Here is a 20,022-nt window from a genome sequence, read left to right as displayed (position 1 = left end):
ATTATCCTTGCAGTGCATGCGTTAGGCCTAAACTGTGATATATTCAATGGAGATTCTGCATTATACGCTAGTATAGCTAAAAATATGGCTCAATCGGGCGATTGGTTGATTCTGAATTCTATTATGCAGGAAAATTGGATTGATAAACCGCATTTGGCTTTTTGGATTTGGGCAGTATTTATAAAAATTTTCGGGAATACTAGTTTCTCGTTCAAATTGCCTAGTTTTATTGCATTATTGATCTTACTGCGGTATTTGTTCTTATTCACAAAGAAATTTTATGGGGATATAACAGCATGGACCGCCGTATTAATTTTGAGTTCCTCATTGCATATAATGATTGCAACGAACGATGTCCGAATAGATATATTTCTTATTTCTTTTATGATGGCTGCCATCTATCATTTGCAAAAATATTGGGAGGACATTCGAATTTATCAAATGCTCATTGGGATATTTTTTAGTGCATTGGCCGTTATGACCAAGGGTATATATGTATTGATACCTATAGGATTATCTTTTATAATACCATTCATTAGCGAAAAAAATTATAGAAAGATGGTATATTATCATTGGCTTCTAGCATTGGTATTGCTTTTGATAGGAATATCCCCTGCTCTGTATGCGCTTAAAATTCAATTTGATCATTTTGATAACTCCTTAATCCTAGGTCAGAAAGCGAGTAATTTTTTGCAGTTTTTTTTCTGGGATAGTCAGTTTGGGCGCTTTCATTCCAATCTGGGGCAGGTACAGTCTCATGGCGATCCTAGCTTTTATCTACATACACTACTGTGGGCATTTGCACCATGGAGTTTTTTTATTTTCCTGGCTTTTTTTATTAAAAAGAATCCATTAAAGGAATACATTTCGATTACATGTTTGGCAGTCATGCTCGTGGTTATTTCTATTTCTAAAACACAACTTTCTCACCATTCTTTGATTTTATTGCCCTTTCTTAGTATGATTGCCGCAGTTATTTTTCGTGCCACGTTTTGGAGATGGCAAGGTAGATTATCCATTGCTTTTATATTTCTCATATTTTTTAGTATACTTATAGCTAGTTTATACCTAACATATATACTATTCGGCGCTTTGGTTCCATCTAAGATAGTTATTGCTTTGATTCCGGCAGTTATTTTGACTTTATGGAGCTATTATCATGTTGTTCAAAGAGTATTCATACTTTTTATAGCTATTGCCATTTATACTGGACTTTATCTTAATCTTTTATTTTATCCTGAAATACTAAAATATCAATCCGGAAGGAACGCAAGTAATTTTGTTTCTAAACTAGACAATACTGAATCTGTTGAGGAGTTTTATGTTAATATATCATTACTGAATTTTTATAGTTCTGTTCCCATTAGAAATACGAAGATTCATAATATGGAAGCACTTTTAAATAAGAAAAATCAGTTATTAGTGACAAATGATTATGGTTTGGATTTTCTCAAAATGAGCAAGGTAAATTATATTATTTTGGAAGAGTTTTTAGATTATAGAACCACAGTTTTAAAAATGAGTTTCATAAATAAAAAAACTCGTGAAAGTACCTGTGATAAACATTATCTCATTCGTATAAACCCTTATTAAAGTTTATAGACAATGAAATGCTTATCCTGATAGATAATTTCTTTTTTAGAATTGGCATTTTCGTAATACTTGTCAATGACCATCCAACGATATCCTTTTTCTTTGTAACTATTAAGCATATTGGAGTCCTGCATTTGATCAGGGGAGATGTAGCATCCCCTTCTATTTGCAAGATATAGTTGCTGAGGATTTGATTGTGTATTGATAAGAACGGGGCTCTTAGGTTCGCCGTTATCTAGCCTGTTCAATATAGATTCCAACTCTAACTTATAAATTTGGTCAGGTTTTATTCTGAAATCATGCTGCTGATTCGCGATACTCTCTATGATTCCGGCAATAAAAATGAGTAATATAAACTTATTATTTGAATTAGCTAGACCATAGCCAATAACAAATGCAAATACTGGAATGATAGGTATCATATAATAATTGTGATGATAAAAGAAATACCCAGCTTTAAAAATATATAATGTAAATACGAGATAAAAAATTATGATGTATTTTATTAAATTAAAATTTCTATCGCGAAACAATCTAAACATTCCATATAGGAGTAACCCGAAAAGAAAGTATGAATTAAATGAGTTAAAGATAAAATTGTAAAAAACTTGGCTGGGGTGAGTAATGATATCTATAATACCTCCTACAAATGGCTTTCCTAGATTGAACCAATTTCCATAATGCTGAGACAAGTATCTTCCCCAAACAAAGTACCAAAAAAAAGATACGGATATGGATAGACTTATAGTTATGAAATATGGACGTATTTGATTTTTTCTTAATTGATAAAAAAGTAAAATAAAGAATGCAAAATAGAGAGCTGCTGGAATTTTTGCTAAACAACCTAAAGTTGAAAAAATGAAGAAAAAAACTAGATTGTACCATTTTTTCGATTTATAAAAGTTGAGAGCAAACCAGAAGCCAATAAATACAAGAGAAATACTAAATGTATCTGGCATCATTTTTCTGGAATAGATTAGCCAGGGCGATACTAAGAGGCTTAGGACTGAATACCATACTATCCTTTTGTTAAAAAAGAATTGCAATATAGCCCCGAAGCTAAGAATGCCCAGCGAACTTATAATTAAGTTAATTAGCCTACCATACCAATGTTGGTAGCCAAATAATAAGGAGGCTAGATAATGAAGGTAGCTCATTAATGGGAATTCACCAGCCACTATATTACTATTTAAGCAGGTGTCATCTAATCTTGGAAAGAAAATATTTGGATCAATAGTTAGAAAATTTCGAGCTATCATTAACCCAGTGCACTGCCTCCAGTTGTGCTGAATTTCTAACGGTGGATCTGTAATGCCATAAAGTCTAAGAATAAAAAATAGAATCACAAGCCAACTATAGTCAGTTGTAATTTTTTGGTAAATGGAATTTTTTATAAAAAACATTATGTCGAAAGATGTTATAAGTTGATAAGCTACACTGTTTTAAATTAGGATAAAATATATCTAAATATTGTAGGCTCTAACCATAGGTTCTACCTCTAATGAAGTAAATAATCCCTTTAGATATTTATGATGTCCTACCATGGCTATCATACCAGCATTATCTGTACAATACTGAAATGAAGGGATGTGAACATTTACATTATTTTTCTCTCTATATTCTATAACACTGCTTCTAAACTTAGAATTCGCCGAAACTCCGCCTGCTATGGCTATTTGTTTTATGGAGTAATCTTTCACAGCTTTATCTAATTTATCCATGAGGATATCGACTATATTTTTTTGAATGGATGCTGCCAAGTCGAAGATATTTTCCTGAATGAAGTTATTGTTTTCTTTTTCTTTCTTTTGAATGAAGTATAAAATAGATGTTTTAACTCCGCTAAAGCTGAAATTGTAACCTTCCATTTTCGGTTTTGCGAAACTAAATGCATTTTCGTTTCCTATCTGAGCTAGTTTGTCAATCTGGGGACCACCGGGATAATCCAATTTGAGCATTTTTGCTGCTTTGTCAAAAGCCTCTCCAGCTGCGTCATCGATAGTACTGCCTAAAACTTCCATATCTAGATAATCCTTGACAAGAATTAACTGTGTATGACCACCGGATACTACGAAACTAAGGTAGGGAAATGCTAAATCTTTTTTCTCGATAAAATTAGATAAAACATGAGCATGAATATGATGCACCTCAATAATAGGAATGTTTAATGCCATGGCCATGGCTTTGGCAAAACAAACCCCTACAAGTAAAGAACCTACAAGTCCTGGACCACGGGTAAAAGCTATCGCTGATAATTCATTTTTATTTACTTTGGCGTCATGTAAAGCTTTTTCTACCACCGAAACTACCTTGAGTTCATGGCTGCGCGATGCCAACTCAGGAACTACTCCGCCAAATTCTTCATGTATTTTTTGTGAGTAGACTACATTTGATGCGATGACTCCATCTATGCATACGGCAGCAGAGGTGTCATCGCAAGAAGACTCAATAGCTAGAAGTATAATAGGATTATGCATCACAGGATTTGTTAATTTAAATAATGTTTCTTATCATCTTATAAACTTGTTTTGCTACCATGTTTTTCATCTTTCAATACATTATCCAATGTCCAAGTAATTTTTTTGTCAAAACTTTGGTTTCTCTCAGAGCAGTTAGGCATTTCACAATAATGGCAGCAAAAAGGTTCACATGGATCTGGGTGAATAAAAAGTTCAACATCAGAATTGAAATGCTGATTTATCAATTTGTGCATCTCTTTCATTTCCTCATGTACTATTTTATTGCTGTAAAAGTATGGAAGTGTTACATGGGCATCAACATGATATTCTGAACCAAATTTTAATATTCTTAAATTATGAATATCTATCCAAGCAGGTTTCCTTGTTTGATCTAAATGTGTAACAATTTTTTCTAATATGGACTCATCTGCGGTCCCCATGATATCTAGAATGGAACTTTTGACTACTTTAAAACCTTGGTATAAAATGAAAATACCTGCTAAAATGGCTATGAAGCTATCTAGCCATGTCCAATTGCTAAAATAAACAAGTATTAAGCTTAGAAGAATGCCCATCGTGGTATAGCCATCACTTTTCAGATGGCTTCCTCCAGAGATAAGCGCTGGCGAATTCGTTTTATTCCCTTTTTTTTCTGATAAATATCCTAAGAAGTAATTTGCAAATCCCAGAATGAGGACACCAAGTAAACTTATACCACTCAAATTTAAGAAGGTATCAGAAAAATAATCTTCAATAGCCTTAAATATGGTAATAATGCCTGAAGCAAAAAGCAAACTACCTTCAAAGCCGGCAGCCAGAAACTCTATCTTGCCATGACCATAAGGGTGGGTTTTATCACGAGGTTTCGAAGAAAGATATAAACTGTACAAGGTAATGGTATTCGCTGAAACATTGACAATACTCTCTAGGGCATCAGAGAAAATAGCATTGGATTTAGTAATGAAATACAGATAGGCCTTGAGACCAGCTATAATAAGTCCAGCGACGAGAATCCATAATTGAAATCGCACATTAGACATATGTTATCTATCAGGCGTACCCAATGTAATTGACCGGAGTTATCAATTTTAATTCTCTTTTTACCTCATCGCTAATCTTAAGTTGGTCTATAAAATTGTTAAAATCTTGATGATTTGGCTTCTTATGATCTCTACTAAAATCCTTTAACAATTCATATGGTTTTTCAAAACCTTCACGTCTTAAAATCGTTTGTATAGCTTCCGCTATGATTATCCAGTTATTTTCTAGCTCGTTCGTTATGGCTGATTCATTAACATTGAGTTTACCCATACCTTTTTGTAGAGAATGAAAGGCTACTTCGAAGTGTGCGAAAGGAACTCCTAGATTTCTTAGCACGGTACTATCAGTCAAATCTCTTTGTAATCGCGAGATAGGCAGTTTAGCAGAGAGGAATTCAAGAATAGCATTCGCATACATTAAATTGCCCTCTGCATTTTCGAAATCAATCGGGTTTACTTTATGAGGCATAGCACTGCTTCCAGTCTCCTGTTTATTTATTTTCTGAGTGAAGACATCAAAGGAAACGTATGACCATATATCGCGAGCTAGATCTATCAAAATAGTATGTATTCTTTTCGTAGTATCTAAAATATGAGCCATACTATCATAATGCTCTATTTGCGTAGTATACTGCTGACGAGTGAGACCTATTGATGCTAAAAATTTATTGCCAAATTCGACCCAGTTTACATGAGGATAGGCTACTTTATGGGCGTTAAAATTTCCAGTAGCACCTCCGAATTTGCCTCCATGTTCAGCATGTTCAATTAGGTTCATTTGTTTTTTCAATCTTTCTATAAATACTCGCATTTCTTTCCCTAATGTTGTAGGGGAGGCAGGCTGTCCATGAGTTCTTGCCAGAAGTGTTATCGATTTCCATTCCTCAGCTTTATCGCTCAATGCCTTTATGATTTCTTTTAAATGAGGTAGATAACTCACCTTTAAATAGCGCATTAACATCAGAGGGAAGGAAGTATTATTGATGTCCTGAGATGTGAGACCAAAATGAATAAACTCTGTATTAAACTCGACACCTAAATCTTGTGCCCTCTTTTTAATGAAATACTCAACTGCCTTAACGTCATGATTCGTAGTAGATTCTATTTCTTTCACTTGAATTGCACAGTCTTCATTAAAATCAGTGTAAATTGTTCTTAGCTTGTCAATTTCGGTATTATTAAAGTTGTTGAAACCTTTCAGAGAGAGCATAGAAAGTTGAATTAAATACTCTATCTCAATTTCTATCCTTGTTCTTATTAAAGCATATTCAGAGAAAAACTGTGAAATAGATTCTGTTTTTGATTGATAACGTCCATCTATAGGGGAAATATTATGTATACTATTATTTGCACTCATATTGCAAATATATTTAGATTAGAGTAAATAAAATTGGATAGTTTTGGTGAGTTCTAAGTTATAGAAAGTGTATAGCCATCTAATCAATCCAGTTTTTAAATGGAATCGGCAGAGAATATCAGATTCTCAAGTTGATATTATACTACATCAAAAGGTGTTATTGGAAAAAATTATAGCTAAGAATAGTCAAACTGAGTATTTGAAAAAACTCTCCATCCTTGAAGAGACCGATTTTATAAAAAACTGCCCAGCAATAGGATATGATGATCTTGAACCTTTAATTCTTCAGATCAAGGACTTAAATGTCAATCACCTATGTTCTGATAAGGTAGTTGCATTCTCTAAGTCAAGCGGAACTACCAGCAGAAGTAAGTTTATTCCTTTGACCAAACAAGCTATTCAGGCTAATTTTACAGCTGGTAAGTCCATGCTGAGTTATTATATTGCTGAGAATACACGTTCTAAAATTTTTGAAGGTCAAAATTTCTCACTTACTGGTACCTATTCAAAAATAGGGAACTATATTGTAGGAGACGTTTCTGCTTTATTTACCTATTTCTTATCTCCATGGTATAGACCATTTAGAGTCCCCAAAATGCAACTCGCTACCCTAGCAGACTGGAATGAAAAACTAGATACCATTGTACCTATTCTTGCAAAATCTGATATTCGATGGATAGCTGGAGTGCCTTCTTGGATGAGTATCGTGATAGATAAGGTTGAGGATTATACTCAGAAACCTATACACAAGCTTTGGCATAATTTAGAAGTTTATTTTTACGGCGGTGTTAGTATCAAGCCTTATGAATCATACTTTAAAGAAAAATTTAACGGGGATTTAAAGCTGTGGCAAACCTACAATGCGAGCGAGGGTTTTTTCGGATTACAAACTGAGAACTATGCTGATGGTATGAGCTTGTTATATCATTTAGACAACTATTTTGAATTTATACGTTATAGTGATGTGAATGCTCAAAAGCCTGATATTATTGGGTTGAATGAAATTGAATTAGGCGGTGTTTATGAATTAGTGATTACTAATTTATCCGGCTTATATCGCTATCGAATGGGTGATTTATTAAAGATAGTTAATCTAAATCCCTTGCGATTTGAAATCGTTGGAAGAACAAAAAACAGTATCAATATTTTCGGAGAAGAGTTGATGGTGAATAATACAGAGCAGGCAATTGCAGAGCTTAATAAAGAAATGAACTTTATGATCAAAGATTATACAGTAGCTCCAGTGGTAGAAGGGAATACGGGGTATCATCATTGGCTAATTGAATTTAATACAAAACCAGATGATATAGCTCAATTTCAATGGAGACTAGATCAAATTCTTCGAACTTTAAATTCTGACTACGATGCCAAACGCTACAATGATATTATCATGAAACCTTTAACAATTGAAGTGCTTGAATTGAACACCATAGAGCGCTGGTTAGATAAAAACAAAAGGAAAACTGTTCAAGCTAAGGTTCCTAAGTTATGGGAGGATGATTCTATTCAGAGGCAGTTGAAGGATATTAATCATCAACCATAGGCTTTTTTTTCTCTGCTTTGATATAGAAGAATTGCAGAATAATAAACACAAGAATCCAAATAGTAAATAGAATAGGGTAGTGTTCAGGTTGATTAAAAAAACAACCAAGAATGACAAATACAAGATTTATCACAATGAGGAGGCTTACGGATTGCCAGTCTTTCATACCCAAAAAAACAAGATGGTGTGATAAATGATCTTTACCACCTACAAAAGGAGATTGTCTTCGAAGTAAACGATGAATGGTGACAGTAGTTGTATCGAAAATAGGTATTGCAAACAACATAAAGGGTAAGAAGAATTGATTAATTTGAAAATAACCTCCTTCCACTGTCCTATTTTTCCATATTAAAAGAATAGATAAGTGAGCTAAAATAATTCCCAGAAATTGCGACCCAGAATCACCCATATAAATGCGAGATGGATTCCAATTATAAACTAAAAAGCCAATAAGTGATCCTATAATAGTTACTATCATTAGGCTAGAAAGACTGCTATGGTGCATATTAGCATATAATGTACAACCCATTAGAATTACTATCGATATGGAAGCTGTTAGCCCATCCATATTGTCTAACATATTAATTGAGTTCATCAAAAATACAGTCCATAGAATAGTAAACAGACTATTCCATATAAAGTTTGGAGATATAGGAATAAGTAATCCAAAAGAAACAAGTATGACTCCGCATATTATTTGCCCTAATAGCTTTAATAATGGATTGGTATTTTTTGCATCATCAATTAAGCCAATAAAGAATCCTACAGTAGCTACCAATACGAGACTCATATCATTATTGAACTCAAATTCAAAGTCATAGATAACTCCTAAGAAAACTAAATTTGAAATGATAGCATAGAAAATTAGAAAGACTAAATAAAACGAAAGACCACCTACAGAAGGCTTTCTTTTCTGCCAACGAATCTCTTCTTTTCTTGACAAATTACGTACACCGAGATTGATAGAATATTTAATTAATATCCAATTAATGAATCCAGATAGTATAGAACTAGTAGCGAGAATTAAGAGATTTATCATTTACAGCTTCCAGTCAAAATAATTAAGAATTCTTTTTAGCAATTCAGGTTTTTCAAACTTTATAGTATCGGTATAGTATCCCTCTTGTTTGTCAGCTTTGTCATGGTATCCACTTTGGTGATATCCATATCCGTAGCCATATCCGTAGCCATAACCATAGCTTGAATTTACATAACTAGATGGACCATCGCCAAAGTGATTAACAATCAGGAACAGATTTGCGTTTTTCTTTAATCTGTCTGTCTCATTTAACATCTGTACAAAATCTTTATGAGAATGATTCATTTTAACCAAATATAGAGAAATATCTACCTTATTTACTATCTCTATTGATTCATTCACAAGCCCTATAGGAGGAGTATCAATAAATATATAGTCATATCTTTTTTTCAATTCATTGAGTATTTCTTCAAATCGCTTGCTAGTAATCAATTCTGAAGGATTAGGAGGAATTGGTCCAGAAGTGATGACATCAAGGTTTACGATATCTATTCCTTTTTGGATACAATCGTCTATAGCTAAATCTTTATCAGAGAGAAGATTACTCATCCCTTTTGTATTCTGAATCTTAAATGATTTAGAGATTCTCGGTTTTCTCAAGTCTAAATCGATAATCAACACTTTTTTATCAAGAAGTGCATGTACCGCTGCCAAGTTGATTAATATAAAAGTTTTACCTTCTCCAGGCATTGTACTTGTAGAACAAATCGTTTTATAATCGCCAGCAGAAGTATATTTCATGCTAGCACGCATTTTTTTGAATACCTCTGATACCCTCGATTTAAAGTTTGACATTACTACTAATCGAGACTCAGGTGAATTTTGTTTAAGAGTTTCCTTGTCTATAGCTTCTGGTACGAACGGTACATACCCTAGTATTGGCACATGGGTTTTGCGTTTAATTTCGTCTAAAGAAATCACTTTGTCAAAACGAATATATCTAATAAGGACGAGAGTTAAACTTACAAAGAAGAATACAATATAACTAGCAAAATAGACTAGTCCATTACGAGGGTATATTTGTTCATTTTTAGTTTTAGGTGGTTGAATAAGCAAATAATCCGAACCTATTGTAGATTTTAAGATTAAATATTGAATCTGCTTTTCTATGAGATCAAAAACATATTTTTCTTTTATATCCAGTTCTTTCTGTATTTTCGACAACTCCATATTTTTCTCTGGTAGTCCTGTAATATTCGATAACGCTTCACTCTCTTTACCCCTAAAAATTTTTAATCGTTGTCTTTCTTCTTCAATTTGCCTATGAATACCTCTTTGTATGAGCTTTACCTGATCCTGAATCTGCTTGTCCAATAAGATTATTGTTGGGTGATTAGGTTTATAATCGATTAACAAACGATTACGCTCCTTGATTAATGGTAGCAGTTCTTTTTCATCATTAAGGAGAAACACATCTATAGCACTAGAAGAGTTTTTATTAATTTCATAATTTATTCTTTCTAAAAGGCTTAATTTTAATTCTAACGCACTTATTTCTTTCTTATAAGTTTCCATTTCAGAAATACTCGAAGATAACTGCGCTTCTGGCTCATAAACTGAATTCGACCTCACATAGTTTAGTTTTTGATTTTGGCTCGTTTTCACTTGACTATTAATCGTATCGAGATAATCTTTAATATAACGAATAGAGTTATCAAGTTTTTCAGCATTTTCTTCCTTATCATAAAGTAAAAAGCCACTAATTAAATTATTAAGTAAACTTTCGGCCTTCGAAGGGTTAGGACTCTCAATGGAAAAAAGAATATTAGGATTGGCACTTGTCACCTGAATATGAGAGATCATATAGTTTCGAATGTTTTCATCCGAATTTATGACAAATATATAATCTCCCTCTATCGCTGGATCCTCAGCTATTACATTTAATTTAATATCTTCATTAGAATAAAGCTTGTTTGTTTTTAGTTGTTTAATAGTTTTAGTTTCACCGTCTACCATATAGCTCAAGTCATAAGTTTTGTTATTGTCAAAATCAATATCTATTTCAGAATTTAGAAGGGACTTATTGTAAATCTCATAATCTGAATTTATTTTAAAACTTGAACTCGAATTTAACTCGAATTTTTTGTAAAACATCCTCCCTTTCTTAAAATATTGTATTCTTAAATTGAGAGAATCGATTAATTTAGTTATTAATAGGTCGGATTTTATTACTTGTATATCTCGATTGATTTTATCCTCTTCATTTGGTTTTAGTAATTCTGTACTTTTCCCATCGATGAGAGAATTGTTATTTTCCTTCTTTTTTATAAGTGTAGCGGTAGTCTCAAATATAGGAGTGGTGTATCTAAGATATAGGAAAGGAATTATAGTGCAAAGTATGAGCAATATAGCTATGAATATAAATGATTTCTTAGCAACATATAACAAGAATTTCAAGTCAAAATTTTCAAAAAAATCTTGAATGAAATCTTTTCTAAATTGTTGTGATTCTTGATTCAATGTATAAATATTTATTTAGTCACAGTAACGATAAGCACTACTGTGGACAATATTCCAGATAAAACTAAAAGTGGTGTAGTAACTATAGGGGTAATGTCATTCATAGCATGATATAGTTTTCTCTGTTTTTCTGGTATATATACAATATCTTTTGACTGAAGTATTATTTCTGAATTCTGGATACCTTGAAAGGTCTGCAAATTCACTTTATAGATCGTAGGTTTTTTTAAATCACCTCGAATAATTAAAATATCTGAACTACTCATTTGTCTTTCTAGTCCCCCAGATTTAGCTATGACTTCAAAGATATTTGTAGGGGTTTTATTGAGGTTTACTACCGCAGCGGTATTGCCCTTGAAAAGAAATACACGTCTATTTTCTATTCGTAGCATGACAAATGGCTGAATATAATCTCGTTCGAATTTTTTTTCAAGCAACTCCTTCAACTTTGACTCGGTCATTTTATCTACCTTCATTTCACCTAGAAGTGGCAGCACAATTTTACCTTCATTAGATACCACATAGACCGCTTGACCACTTTGCGTGCTAGTCTCTGGTGAACTAGTAACACTCGAACGAATAGCCTCTATTAGTTGAGCACCTTGTCTAGTATAAAGCTTGATGGTGATTTCATCTCCTGGTTGAATCAAATATTCACTATTTAACTTATCGATAGCTTGACTTATCTGCATCGAATTAGCATCTTGAAACATGGCATTCTGATAAGTTTTACAAGAACTCAGCCACAATATGCAAAAAGAGAATGCGAAAATAGTTTTTAACGGACTCAAAGTTAGATTTAACTAAAACCCAAAAATAAGAATTTTTACTCGGATTGATTGAAAAATTCCTTAGGGCTCACGCCAAATTCCTTCTTAAAGCTATAAGAGAAATAGGTTGTGGAGCTAAATCCTACTTTGAATGCTATTTCAGTAACACTAGCCACCTTGTTTTTTATTAATTCTTTTGCTTTCTCCAATCGTATTTTTTGAATATAGAAATTCGGTGTCGAGTTATTGACTTTTTTAAATTTACGAATCAGCGTAAATCTGCTTACATTCAAGTGTTTCGCCAAATCATTGACAGATAAATTTTCATTTTCAATATTGTCCAAAACAAATTCCTTAGCTTGATGCAGAAAAACTCTATCTGACGAAACTAATTCCTCATCATTCATTTTTAGAACATTACTCGAAAATTTATCCAAAATTTTCCTACGCTGATCCAGCATATTTGTCACTGTTTTAGTTAGCTCCTCTATATTGAAGGGCTTTGTGATATAGGCGTCTGCTCCAGATTCTAGGCCTAAAAGCTTGTCATTGACCTGAGTTTTTGCTGTCAATAAAATAACTGGGGTATGATTGAGATTTTCATCTTGCTTTATAAAATTGCAGAGCTCTATTCCATTCATCAATGGCATCATGATATCACTTACCACCAAATCTGGGATATGCTTTTTAATTTTGGCCACCGCATCTCTTCCATGATCTGCCGTATAGACTTTATAGTTTTCTTGAAACACCTCACGCAATAGCTTCTGAATTTCTAAATTGTCTTCGACTATGAGTATGGAGTTCTTTTTATGCAGACTCGCCTCGGCTATTTCCTCAGGTGATTTCTCTTGTTTCTTTATTTTTTCAATTCGTTCTATTGGCAGTGTTATCGTAAATTTAGCACCTTTATTGATATCACTTTCCAGCTGAATATCCCCATGCAGGAGCTGAACCAGTTCCTTTACAAAGCTCAAACCTAGACCACTTCCTTTCACATTTTTACTAGTCGGTATTCTATAAAACTTATTGAAAATATTTTCTTGGTGTTCCTTCGCTATTCCCAGTCCATTGTCCTTGATCATAATGCACAATTGATCGTGATCTATTTCGGCTTTAAACTCTATCGTGCCGCCTTCTTCCGTAAATTTCAAAGCATTGGATAATAGATTACTGATAATTTTTTCTATTTTATCCGTATCGAAATAGCCTTGCACATTTTTCTTAGGCAAATGATAGATAAACTGAATCCCTTTATCATGGATTTCTGGTTCGAAAAGGTGAATCATATGCCAAAGCAGCGGATTGATGGTACCGGCTTTTTTCATTACGGGCATTTTGCCCTCTTCGATTTTATTGATATCAAGCAGCTGATTGAGGAGATGCTGCATATGCTGCACATGGGTGGATACATTCGCCATACGTGCGTGAATGATATCGACATCCGTCTCATTTTTCATCATTTCGAGAGGAGTATTGATGAGGGTCAGTGGTGTACGGAACTCATGCGTCAGGTAGGAGAATAAATTATTCTTATATTCATTGATTTCGCGCTCTTTGGTATATTCTAGTTCTTTCTTCTCTAGTTCGAAATTCACCTGTACCTCATTGACCTTAGCCTGCAACGAAAAGTTAAATAAGTTACTATTCAGTTGAGTGAGTTCCTTTAAGACTTCATAAGCCTTGAGTTTTTCTTTATTTTGATCATAAGCTTGATAGAGATTATCTAGAATTTTTCGCAGTTCAAAATTCTGCTTGATTTCTTGAGCTATCGACTTGGCTAGTTCTAGATTTTCGAGGGACTGCTTGGTTTCTCCCATTTTCAGATAGGTTTCCCCCATCATATTATGTAGCTTGGCTAGTTCTAGCTTATATTGAATTTTTTCGAGAATCTCTTTCGCTTTTTTATAATGTGCCAGCGCTTCATCGTATTTTTCAAAATCACCATAGATACTGCCGAGGGTGGAGATAGCGGTGGCATAGCCCACTTGGTCGTTCGACTTCTCATAATTTTCAACCGACTGACGAGCATACTTAAATGCCAATTTAGGTCGATTTTCTTCTTTATAAATCTGAGAAATGCCTAGTAAAGCCGTTGCGTATCTGCCGTGTAAATTATTTTCTTTTAACCTGTCTAAATCCTCGACATATAGCTGTTTAGCTTTATTAAAATAGTTCAGGGTTAAATATACATTGGCTAGATTATATTTTATGCCAAAATAGGAGCCATGTTCAACAAAAATTTTAATATTTTCATAAGCCTTATGGTAATATTCTAAAGCATGATTTAATTCACCAGTATCTAGGTAGAAATTACCAACTGAATTAAGGGCAACAGCAATTCTTATTGGTTCACCAAACTTATTATAATTTTCTAATGATTTGAAAATATAGTCAAATGAAGCTTCGTAATTTCCTTGCAATCGTTTTATGTAGCTTAAATCTTTATAGCATGTTCCAATTTTATTATAATCCTTATTATCTAAACTGATTGGAAGAACAATTTCTATTAATTCTTCAAAAGCTTCTTTGAACTCAGAATTCTCCCTAAAAGAAGAATAGAATAATGAAGTAATTCGGATTATTAACTCATTGTTGTCACAGGTTTCAAATCCTTTAAAATGATTATATATTTCTAAGACCGATGTTAAATCTAAATCTTTGATATTTAAAGACTTATATTTATTGTATAGCTGTTCGAATTTCTCTATTTTTGTCCTCACTCAATTAAATTTGTTAAGATTTCTAAAATATTATCATTATTTTCTTGTGTAAATATAATTTTTTTTTATTATCTTTGTTGCAATAAATTTTTGGTTTTAGAGTTATCAAACCAATTGAGATATGAAGAAGTTAGTTTTTTTATTTATATTTTGTTGTGTGTATTTTATTAGCAAAGCTAATGAAGGTCCTAGTGATTTGGTAATAATGAATCCATATGGTACACCAGGAAAAGAAGAAGTGGTTGATGATTTTTGTGTAGAATTCTATGACATAACTGGTAAAAAACTAAATTTGGAATATATTATCGATCCTATGACTGGTAGAATAACTATCAAAGGTGGTACAGGTACGGTTATCGTCTCTGTTACCAATAAAAAAACCAATGAAAAAAAGACTTCGAAAGTCGTTTTCGTGAATGCGGGGTAGAATTTAGCTCATTGTATTTTCCTTTTTTATTTCATACGAGATTCCATTTTTGTCTCAAATCTAAAAAGCATTTCTTTAAATTTATTGTAATATTGCGCTAGAAAATAGTGTATGCTGCGTCCTCCTCTTTTGAAAGCGAATGATGAAATTCGAATACTGACTACTGCTAGAAAAGTGAGTCTAGAAGAAATTCAAGAGGCAAAAAAATGGCTAGAAGTTTTGGGATATCGAGTAAGTTTGGGAGATAGCTTGGGTTTAGAAGATCATCAGTATGGAGGTAATGATGTGGAAAGGGCAGAAGATTTTCAAGCAGCCTTAGATGATCATGAAATAAAGGCTATATGGTTTGCACGTGGTGGCTATGGCTCGATAAGAGTCTTAGAAAAAATCAATTGGGATCAGTTTATCAAGAACCCTAAGTGGTTGATTGGTTTTAGTGATATCACGATATGGCATAATCTTGTAAATCAGTTTTACGGTATTCAGACGCTGCATGCATTGATGCCATTGACTTTTCCTAAGGCTAGTGAAGAGGCGAAAAATTTGTTAGCTCAGAATTTGACTGGAAATTTCCCTGACATACGATGGTCTGCTAGCAACTATAATAGAGGAAATCAAGCTATAGAAGGAGAAATTATTGGAGGTAATTTATCTATTCTGTATTCCCTTTTAGGCACGAAATCAGGTTTCAACACGAATGGAAAAATTTTATTTATCGAAGAAATAGATGAATATCTTTATCATATAGATAGAATGATGATGTCACTTAAACTAGCTGGAAAATTATCTGGGCTAAAGGGTTTATTAGTCGGGGGATTTACAGATATGAAAGATAATGAAATTCCTTTTGGAAAATCGTATCAAGAAATTATTTTGGAACATACCGCCGATGGAGATTATCCTGTTTATTTTGATTTCCCAGCAGGACATATAGATGATAATCGACCTTTGATTTTGAACGCAAAAGTGAAGATAGAAAGTGCTGAAATAATGAGATTAGGATATATTTAATGTGATGATGTGGAGATGAGAAGATATGCTTATTTAGTAACTTAATATAAAATTTATCCCGATAGTTATCTGTATTGAAATTGGTTTGACTGACCTTAGAGTATTTGTGACTATTACACAGAGATTCACAGAGAAAATACAGAGATTCACAGAGACAAGATGCATATTAATGGGGCTGAAATGGTGTAGTTGGAGTTTTTTAAATTTGAAAAAGATAAACTATTTAGATAATGACCTTTCCTTTGCGGTAAGTGACAAAAATTAAGTAGAAAAAATAATTCGTGAATTCGTGGCAAAAAATAGAATGAGAATAGCAATAAACGGCTTAGGAAGAATAGGACGAAAGGTTGTCAAAAATTTATTTGATACCACGCAGCTAGAGTTAATAGCTATCAATGACATCATGCCTATAGATAAGGCTGTTTATTTTCTGAAATATGACTCTACCTATGGATTGTCATCGCTCGATATTAGCCATGATGCAAGCGCTATCATTATCAATGGTCAACGAGTTTTATATACTAGTTTCGAACATATTTTAGACCTACCTTGGGCTAATATGAATATAGATATAACCATCAATTGTAGTGGTACGAACAAAACCAAACCCAAGTTAAATGAATACTTAGAATTGGGCGTTAAAAAAGTGGTTTTATCATCACAGCCGGATACAGAAGATATTCCGATTATCATCCGAGGGTATAATGAGGAGATTTATAGTACCAGTTCCATAGTATCCAATGCGAGTTGTACGACATACTGCGTAGCCCCAGTTTTGGATATTGTCCATAGACATTTAGGTATCCAATACGCCAATTTCACGACAGTGCATTGCTATACTGCGGATCAGAATTTACAAGATGCATTTCATCATGATTTTCGTCGTTCACGAGCTGCAGGTGTCAATATTATCCCTACGACAACGAGTGCTACGAAAGTGATTCGCTCCATTTTTCCTCAGTTGCGAGACAAGATAACAGGATCTTCGTTTCGTGTCCCCGTAATTAATGGATCTATTACAGAGTTTATCCTAGAAGTGAATAAGATAATTTCAAAAGAGGAAGTAATAGACTTGTTTCAAAATGAAATCAAGGCACGCTATCAAGGAATCATAGACCTTACCACAGATAAGATAGTATCCACAGATGTTATCAATTGTCCTCTTGCGGCTTTGATAGACGTGAATAGCATCGAAATTCTGGATAACAAAATAAAATTGACTGCTTTTTATGATAACGAAGCAGGGTATTCCCATCAGTTGGTGCGATTAATCTTGTAGGAACGGGCCTCGAGGCGCGTTCCTACAAGGCGCGTTCCTATAAAGAAAAAATCGCTCTTTTCAATACGCCTATTTTTTCCAATGTTTCACGCCATTCACTTGCAGGGTCGCTGTCTTTTGTGATGCCTGCTCCAGCATAATAAGCTATTTGATTGGCAGAAATACGTGCGCATCTAATCGTGGCGAAGCTATATTTATTTTCCTGAATAGATAGAGAAGCTAAACCACAATAAAAATCTCTTTGGATAGGTTCATTTTTATTGATAAAATCAATACTTATTTCTTTAGGATAGCCTGCCAATGCTGGGCTAGGGTGGATAGTATGTATCGCTTTTTCGAATTCAAATTCATCCCCTACATTATATTCATATTCATTTATGAGATGTCGAATATCACCAAAGTGCTGTACTTTGGTGGTTGAATCTTGCTTTAAACTAGCTGCTGCAAAATGAGAGGAAATATATTTTGAAACGATAGCTTGTTCTTCGATTTCTTTTTCAGTAAAATCTTCTTCTTTCTTAGTACCCGCTATCGATATGGTTTTGAATATTTTATTTTCATAAATTCCTATCATTTCTGGGCTAGCACCCAGCCATATTTCACCATCTATAAAAAATAAATACACAAAGGTATCTGGGAGATGCCATATTAGCTTTCGCATGAGTTGGAGATAATCGTCTATTTCACCATGAATGGATTCAACTTGATATTGTGCGGCTACGAGTTTTGTAAATTCACCAATTTGGATTTGCGCTATGCATTCTTGAACCCAATGGAGATAGATATCTTCCGATACTGATTCTAAACGAGAATTCTTTAATTTAAAATTGGGAAAAGTTTCTTCCTGTCTCGATTTGAAACAAATTCTTTTAGAGGTTCCGAAATTTTCAATATAAAGCGATGCCTCATTTTGCTCTGATTCATCAAATAGAAATATAACATCTAACTGTGGTAAATAAATGGCTGCAAAAGATTCCATACTCAATACTACAAATTTATAGCATATTCCTTATTTTTGAAGTTCTAAATCAAAATTAAAATATGTATCCTGATAATTTTAAAAATCAACTAAGTACAGAACTTGAGAATATAAAAAGTGAAGGTTTGTATAAAACTGAACGCATTATTTCTACGCCACAGGGTGCTAAAATTATAGCCAATGGCAAAGAAGTTCTTAATTTCTGTGCAAATAATTATCTGGGCTTATCCTCTCACCCTGAGGTGGTAGCAGCAGCTAAGGAAGGTATTGATAAGTTTGGATTTGGCATGAGTTCGGTTCGCTTTATCTGTGGTACACAAGATATTCATAAGGAATTAGAAAAGAAAATATCAGAGTTTTTAGGCACGGAAGATACTATTTTATATGCTGCTGCTTTTGATGCCAATGGTGGAGTTTTCGAGCCACTCTTAAATGAGCAGGATGCTATTATCTCAGATAGTTTAAACCATGCTTCTATCATAGATGGTGTGCGACTCTGCAAGGCGCAGCGTTTCCGCTATGAAAATAACAATATGGAAGACCTTGAAAAGCAATTAATCGCTGCCAAGGATTGTAGAAATAAATTAATAGTGACCGATGGTGTATTCTCTATGGATGGCTATATCGCTCAGCTTGATAAGATACATGAACTCGCAGTGAAGCACAATGCTATGGTTATGGTAGATGAATGTCATGCCACTGGTTTTATAGGAAAAACGGGGCGTGGAACTATAGAACATTGCAATGTCATTGGTAAAATGGATATTATCACTGGAACTCTAGGCAAAGCTTTGGGTGGAGCTTCAGGAGGTTTTACATCTGGAAAAAAAGAAATCATTGAAATTCTTCGCCAGCGCTCGAGACCTTATTTATTCTCCAATACCTTAATGCCTTCCATAGTTTATGCTTCGATCAAAGTTTTAGATTTACTTTCAAAAACGACCGAGTTGAGGGATAAACTGGAAGTCAATACCAAGCATTTCCGCTCCAAAATGAAAGAAGCAGGCTTTGATATTCTGGAAGGCGTGCATCCCATAACCCCTGTCATGCTTTATGATGCTAAACTAGCCCAAGACTTTGCAGCTAAATTGATGGACGAAGGTATCTATGTCATCGGATTTTTCTTTCCTGTAGTACCTAAGGGAAAGGCTCGAATCCGTGTTCAAATATCAGCGAGTCATTCTTTAGAGGATATTGATAAATGTGTAGCAGCATTTACCAAGGTGGGAAAAGAACTCAAAGTTATTAGCTAGCTTTTTGCAACTTTTTTTCATTAATTTGAAAAAAACTATAAACTAATTCTATGCCTATCCAATTAGTTTTGCTATAAATTTATATTGGT

The 20,022-nt window shown here is 33.7% G+C and carries 15 protein-coding genes; 6 read left to right on the top strand and 9 right to left on the bottom strand.

The window, feature by feature from the left end; all coding sequences use genetic code 11:
• Positions 1-12 precede the first annotated feature (12 nt).
• On the top strand, positions 13-1,593 hold the full coding sequence (locus JNL75_00785) for a glycosyltransferase family 39 protein (protein ID MBL7788349.1): 1,581 nt from the start codon (positions 13-15) through the stop codon (positions 1,591-1,593).
• On the opposite strand, the gene JNL75_00780 is transcribed toward JNL75_00785, so the two are convergent.
• The 4 genes from JNL75_00780 to purB form a co-directional block, all read right to left on the bottom strand.
• Positions 1,590-2,939: a glycosyltransferase family 39 protein gene (locus tag JNL75_00780; GenBank protein ID MBL7788348.1), complete on the bottom strand. Its 1,350-nt coding sequence runs from the start codon at positions 2,937-2,939 to the stop codon at positions 1,590-1,592. The two genes, JNL75_00785 and JNL75_00780, sit on opposite strands and share 4 nt — an antisense overlap.
• A gap of 117 nt (positions 2,940-3,056) precedes the next feature.
• Positions 3,057-4,070 carry a tRNA (adenosine(37)-N6)-threonylcarbamoyltransferase complex transferase subunit TsaD gene (tsaD, locus tag JNL75_00775; GenBank protein ID MBL7788347.1) on the bottom strand — a complete coding sequence of 338 codons (1,014 nt, stop codon included), beginning with the start codon at positions 4,068-4,070 and terminating at the stop codon, positions 3,057-3,059.
• A 38-nt stretch (positions 4,071-4,108) separates the two neighbouring features.
• The gene (locus JNL75_00770) at positions 4,109-5,083 is read right to left on the bottom strand and encodes a cation transporter (GenBank protein MBL7788346.1); all 975 of its coding nucleotides are present in this window, start codon (positions 5,081-5,083) and stop codon (positions 4,109-4,111) included.
• A gap of 19 nt (positions 5,084-5,102) precedes the next feature.
• Positions 5,103-6,449: an adenylosuccinate lyase gene (gene purB / locus JNL75_00765; GenBank protein ID MBL7788345.1), complete on the bottom strand. Its 1,347-nt coding sequence runs from the start codon at positions 6,447-6,449 to the stop codon at positions 5,103-5,105.
• A 160-nt stretch (positions 6,450-6,609) separates the two neighbouring features.
• Between purB and JNL75_00760 the strand changes: the two genes are divergently transcribed.
• Positions 6,610-7,992, top strand: a complete 1,383-nt coding sequence (locus JNL75_00760; GenBank protein ID MBL7788344.1) for a GH3 auxin-responsive promoter family protein — start codon at positions 6,610-6,612, stop codon at positions 7,990-7,992.
• Here the strand turns inward: JNL75_00760 and JNL75_00755 are convergent.
• The 4 genes from JNL75_00755 to JNL75_00740 are packed head-to-tail and all read right to left on the bottom strand — an operon-like array spanning position 7,976 to position 14,984.
• Positions 7,976-9,031, bottom strand: a complete 1,056-nt coding sequence (locus JNL75_00755) for an undecaprenyl/decaprenyl-phosphate alpha-N-acetylglucosaminyl 1-phosphate transferase (protein MBL7788343.1) — start codon at positions 9,029-9,031, stop codon at positions 7,976-7,978. The two genes, JNL75_00760 and JNL75_00755, sit on opposite strands and share 17 nt — an antisense overlap.
• Positions 9,032-11,491: a polysaccharide biosynthesis tyrosine autokinase gene (locus tag JNL75_00750; GenBank protein MBL7788342.1), complete on the bottom strand. Its 2,460-nt coding sequence runs from the start codon at positions 11,489-11,491 to the stop codon at positions 9,032-9,034.
• 11 nt (positions 11,492-11,502) lie between these two features.
• A complete protein-coding gene (locus JNL75_00745) occupies positions 11,503-12,282 on the bottom strand; it encodes a polysaccharide biosynthesis/export family protein (GenBank protein ID MBL7788341.1) in 780 nt (259 codons plus the stop codon).
• Between the two features lie 35 nt (positions 12,283-12,317).
• Complete coding sequence (locus JNL75_00740) at positions 12,318-14,984, bottom strand: response regulator (protein MBL7788340.1); 2,667 nt, start codon at positions 14,982-14,984, stop codon at positions 12,318-12,320.
• Positions 14,985-15,105: 121 nt separating this feature from the next.
• Between JNL75_00740 and JNL75_00735 the strand changes: the two genes are divergently transcribed.
• From JNL75_00735 to JNL75_00725, 3 genes are all read left to right on the top strand, one after another.
• Positions 15,106-15,411, top strand: a complete 306-nt coding sequence (locus JNL75_00735; protein MBL7788339.1) for a hypothetical protein — start codon at positions 15,106-15,108, stop codon at positions 15,409-15,411.
• A gap of 111 nt (positions 15,412-15,522) precedes the next feature.
• On the top strand, positions 15,523-16,422 hold the full coding sequence (locus JNL75_00730; GenBank protein ID MBL7788338.1) for an LD-carboxypeptidase: 900 nt from the start codon (positions 15,523-15,525) through the stop codon (positions 16,420-16,422).
• A gap of 304 nt (positions 16,423-16,726) precedes the next feature.
• Positions 16,727-17,701, top strand: coding sequence for a hypothetical protein (locus JNL75_00725; GenBank protein MBL7788337.1), 975 nt, complete (start codon positions 16,727-16,729; stop codon positions 17,699-17,701).
• 37 nt (positions 17,702-17,738) lie between these two features.
• Here JNL75_00725 and JNL75_00720 read toward each other — a convergent pair whose 3' ends face one another.
• Entirely contained in the window at positions 17,739-18,680 is a 942-nt protein-coding gene (locus tag JNL75_00720; protein ID MBL7788336.1) for a chorismate-binding protein, read from the bottom strand.
• A 62-nt stretch (positions 18,681-18,742) separates the two neighbouring features.
• Between JNL75_00720 and kbl the strand changes: the two genes are divergently transcribed.
• On the top strand, positions 18,743-19,933 hold the full coding sequence (gene kbl, locus JNL75_00715) for a glycine C-acetyltransferase (GenBank protein MBL7788335.1): 1,191 nt from the start codon (positions 18,743-18,745) through the stop codon (positions 19,931-19,933).
• Positions 19,934-20,022: the final 89 nt, after the last annotated feature.

It is taken from the genome of Chitinophagales bacterium (assembly GCA_016787225.1).
Classification (GTDB): domain Bacteria; phylum Bacteroidota; class Bacteroidia; order Chitinophagales; family JADJOU01; genus CHPMRC01.
Note: the sequence above shows the minus strand (reverse complement) of the source record. Positions and strands in the feature narration are given on the sequence as shown.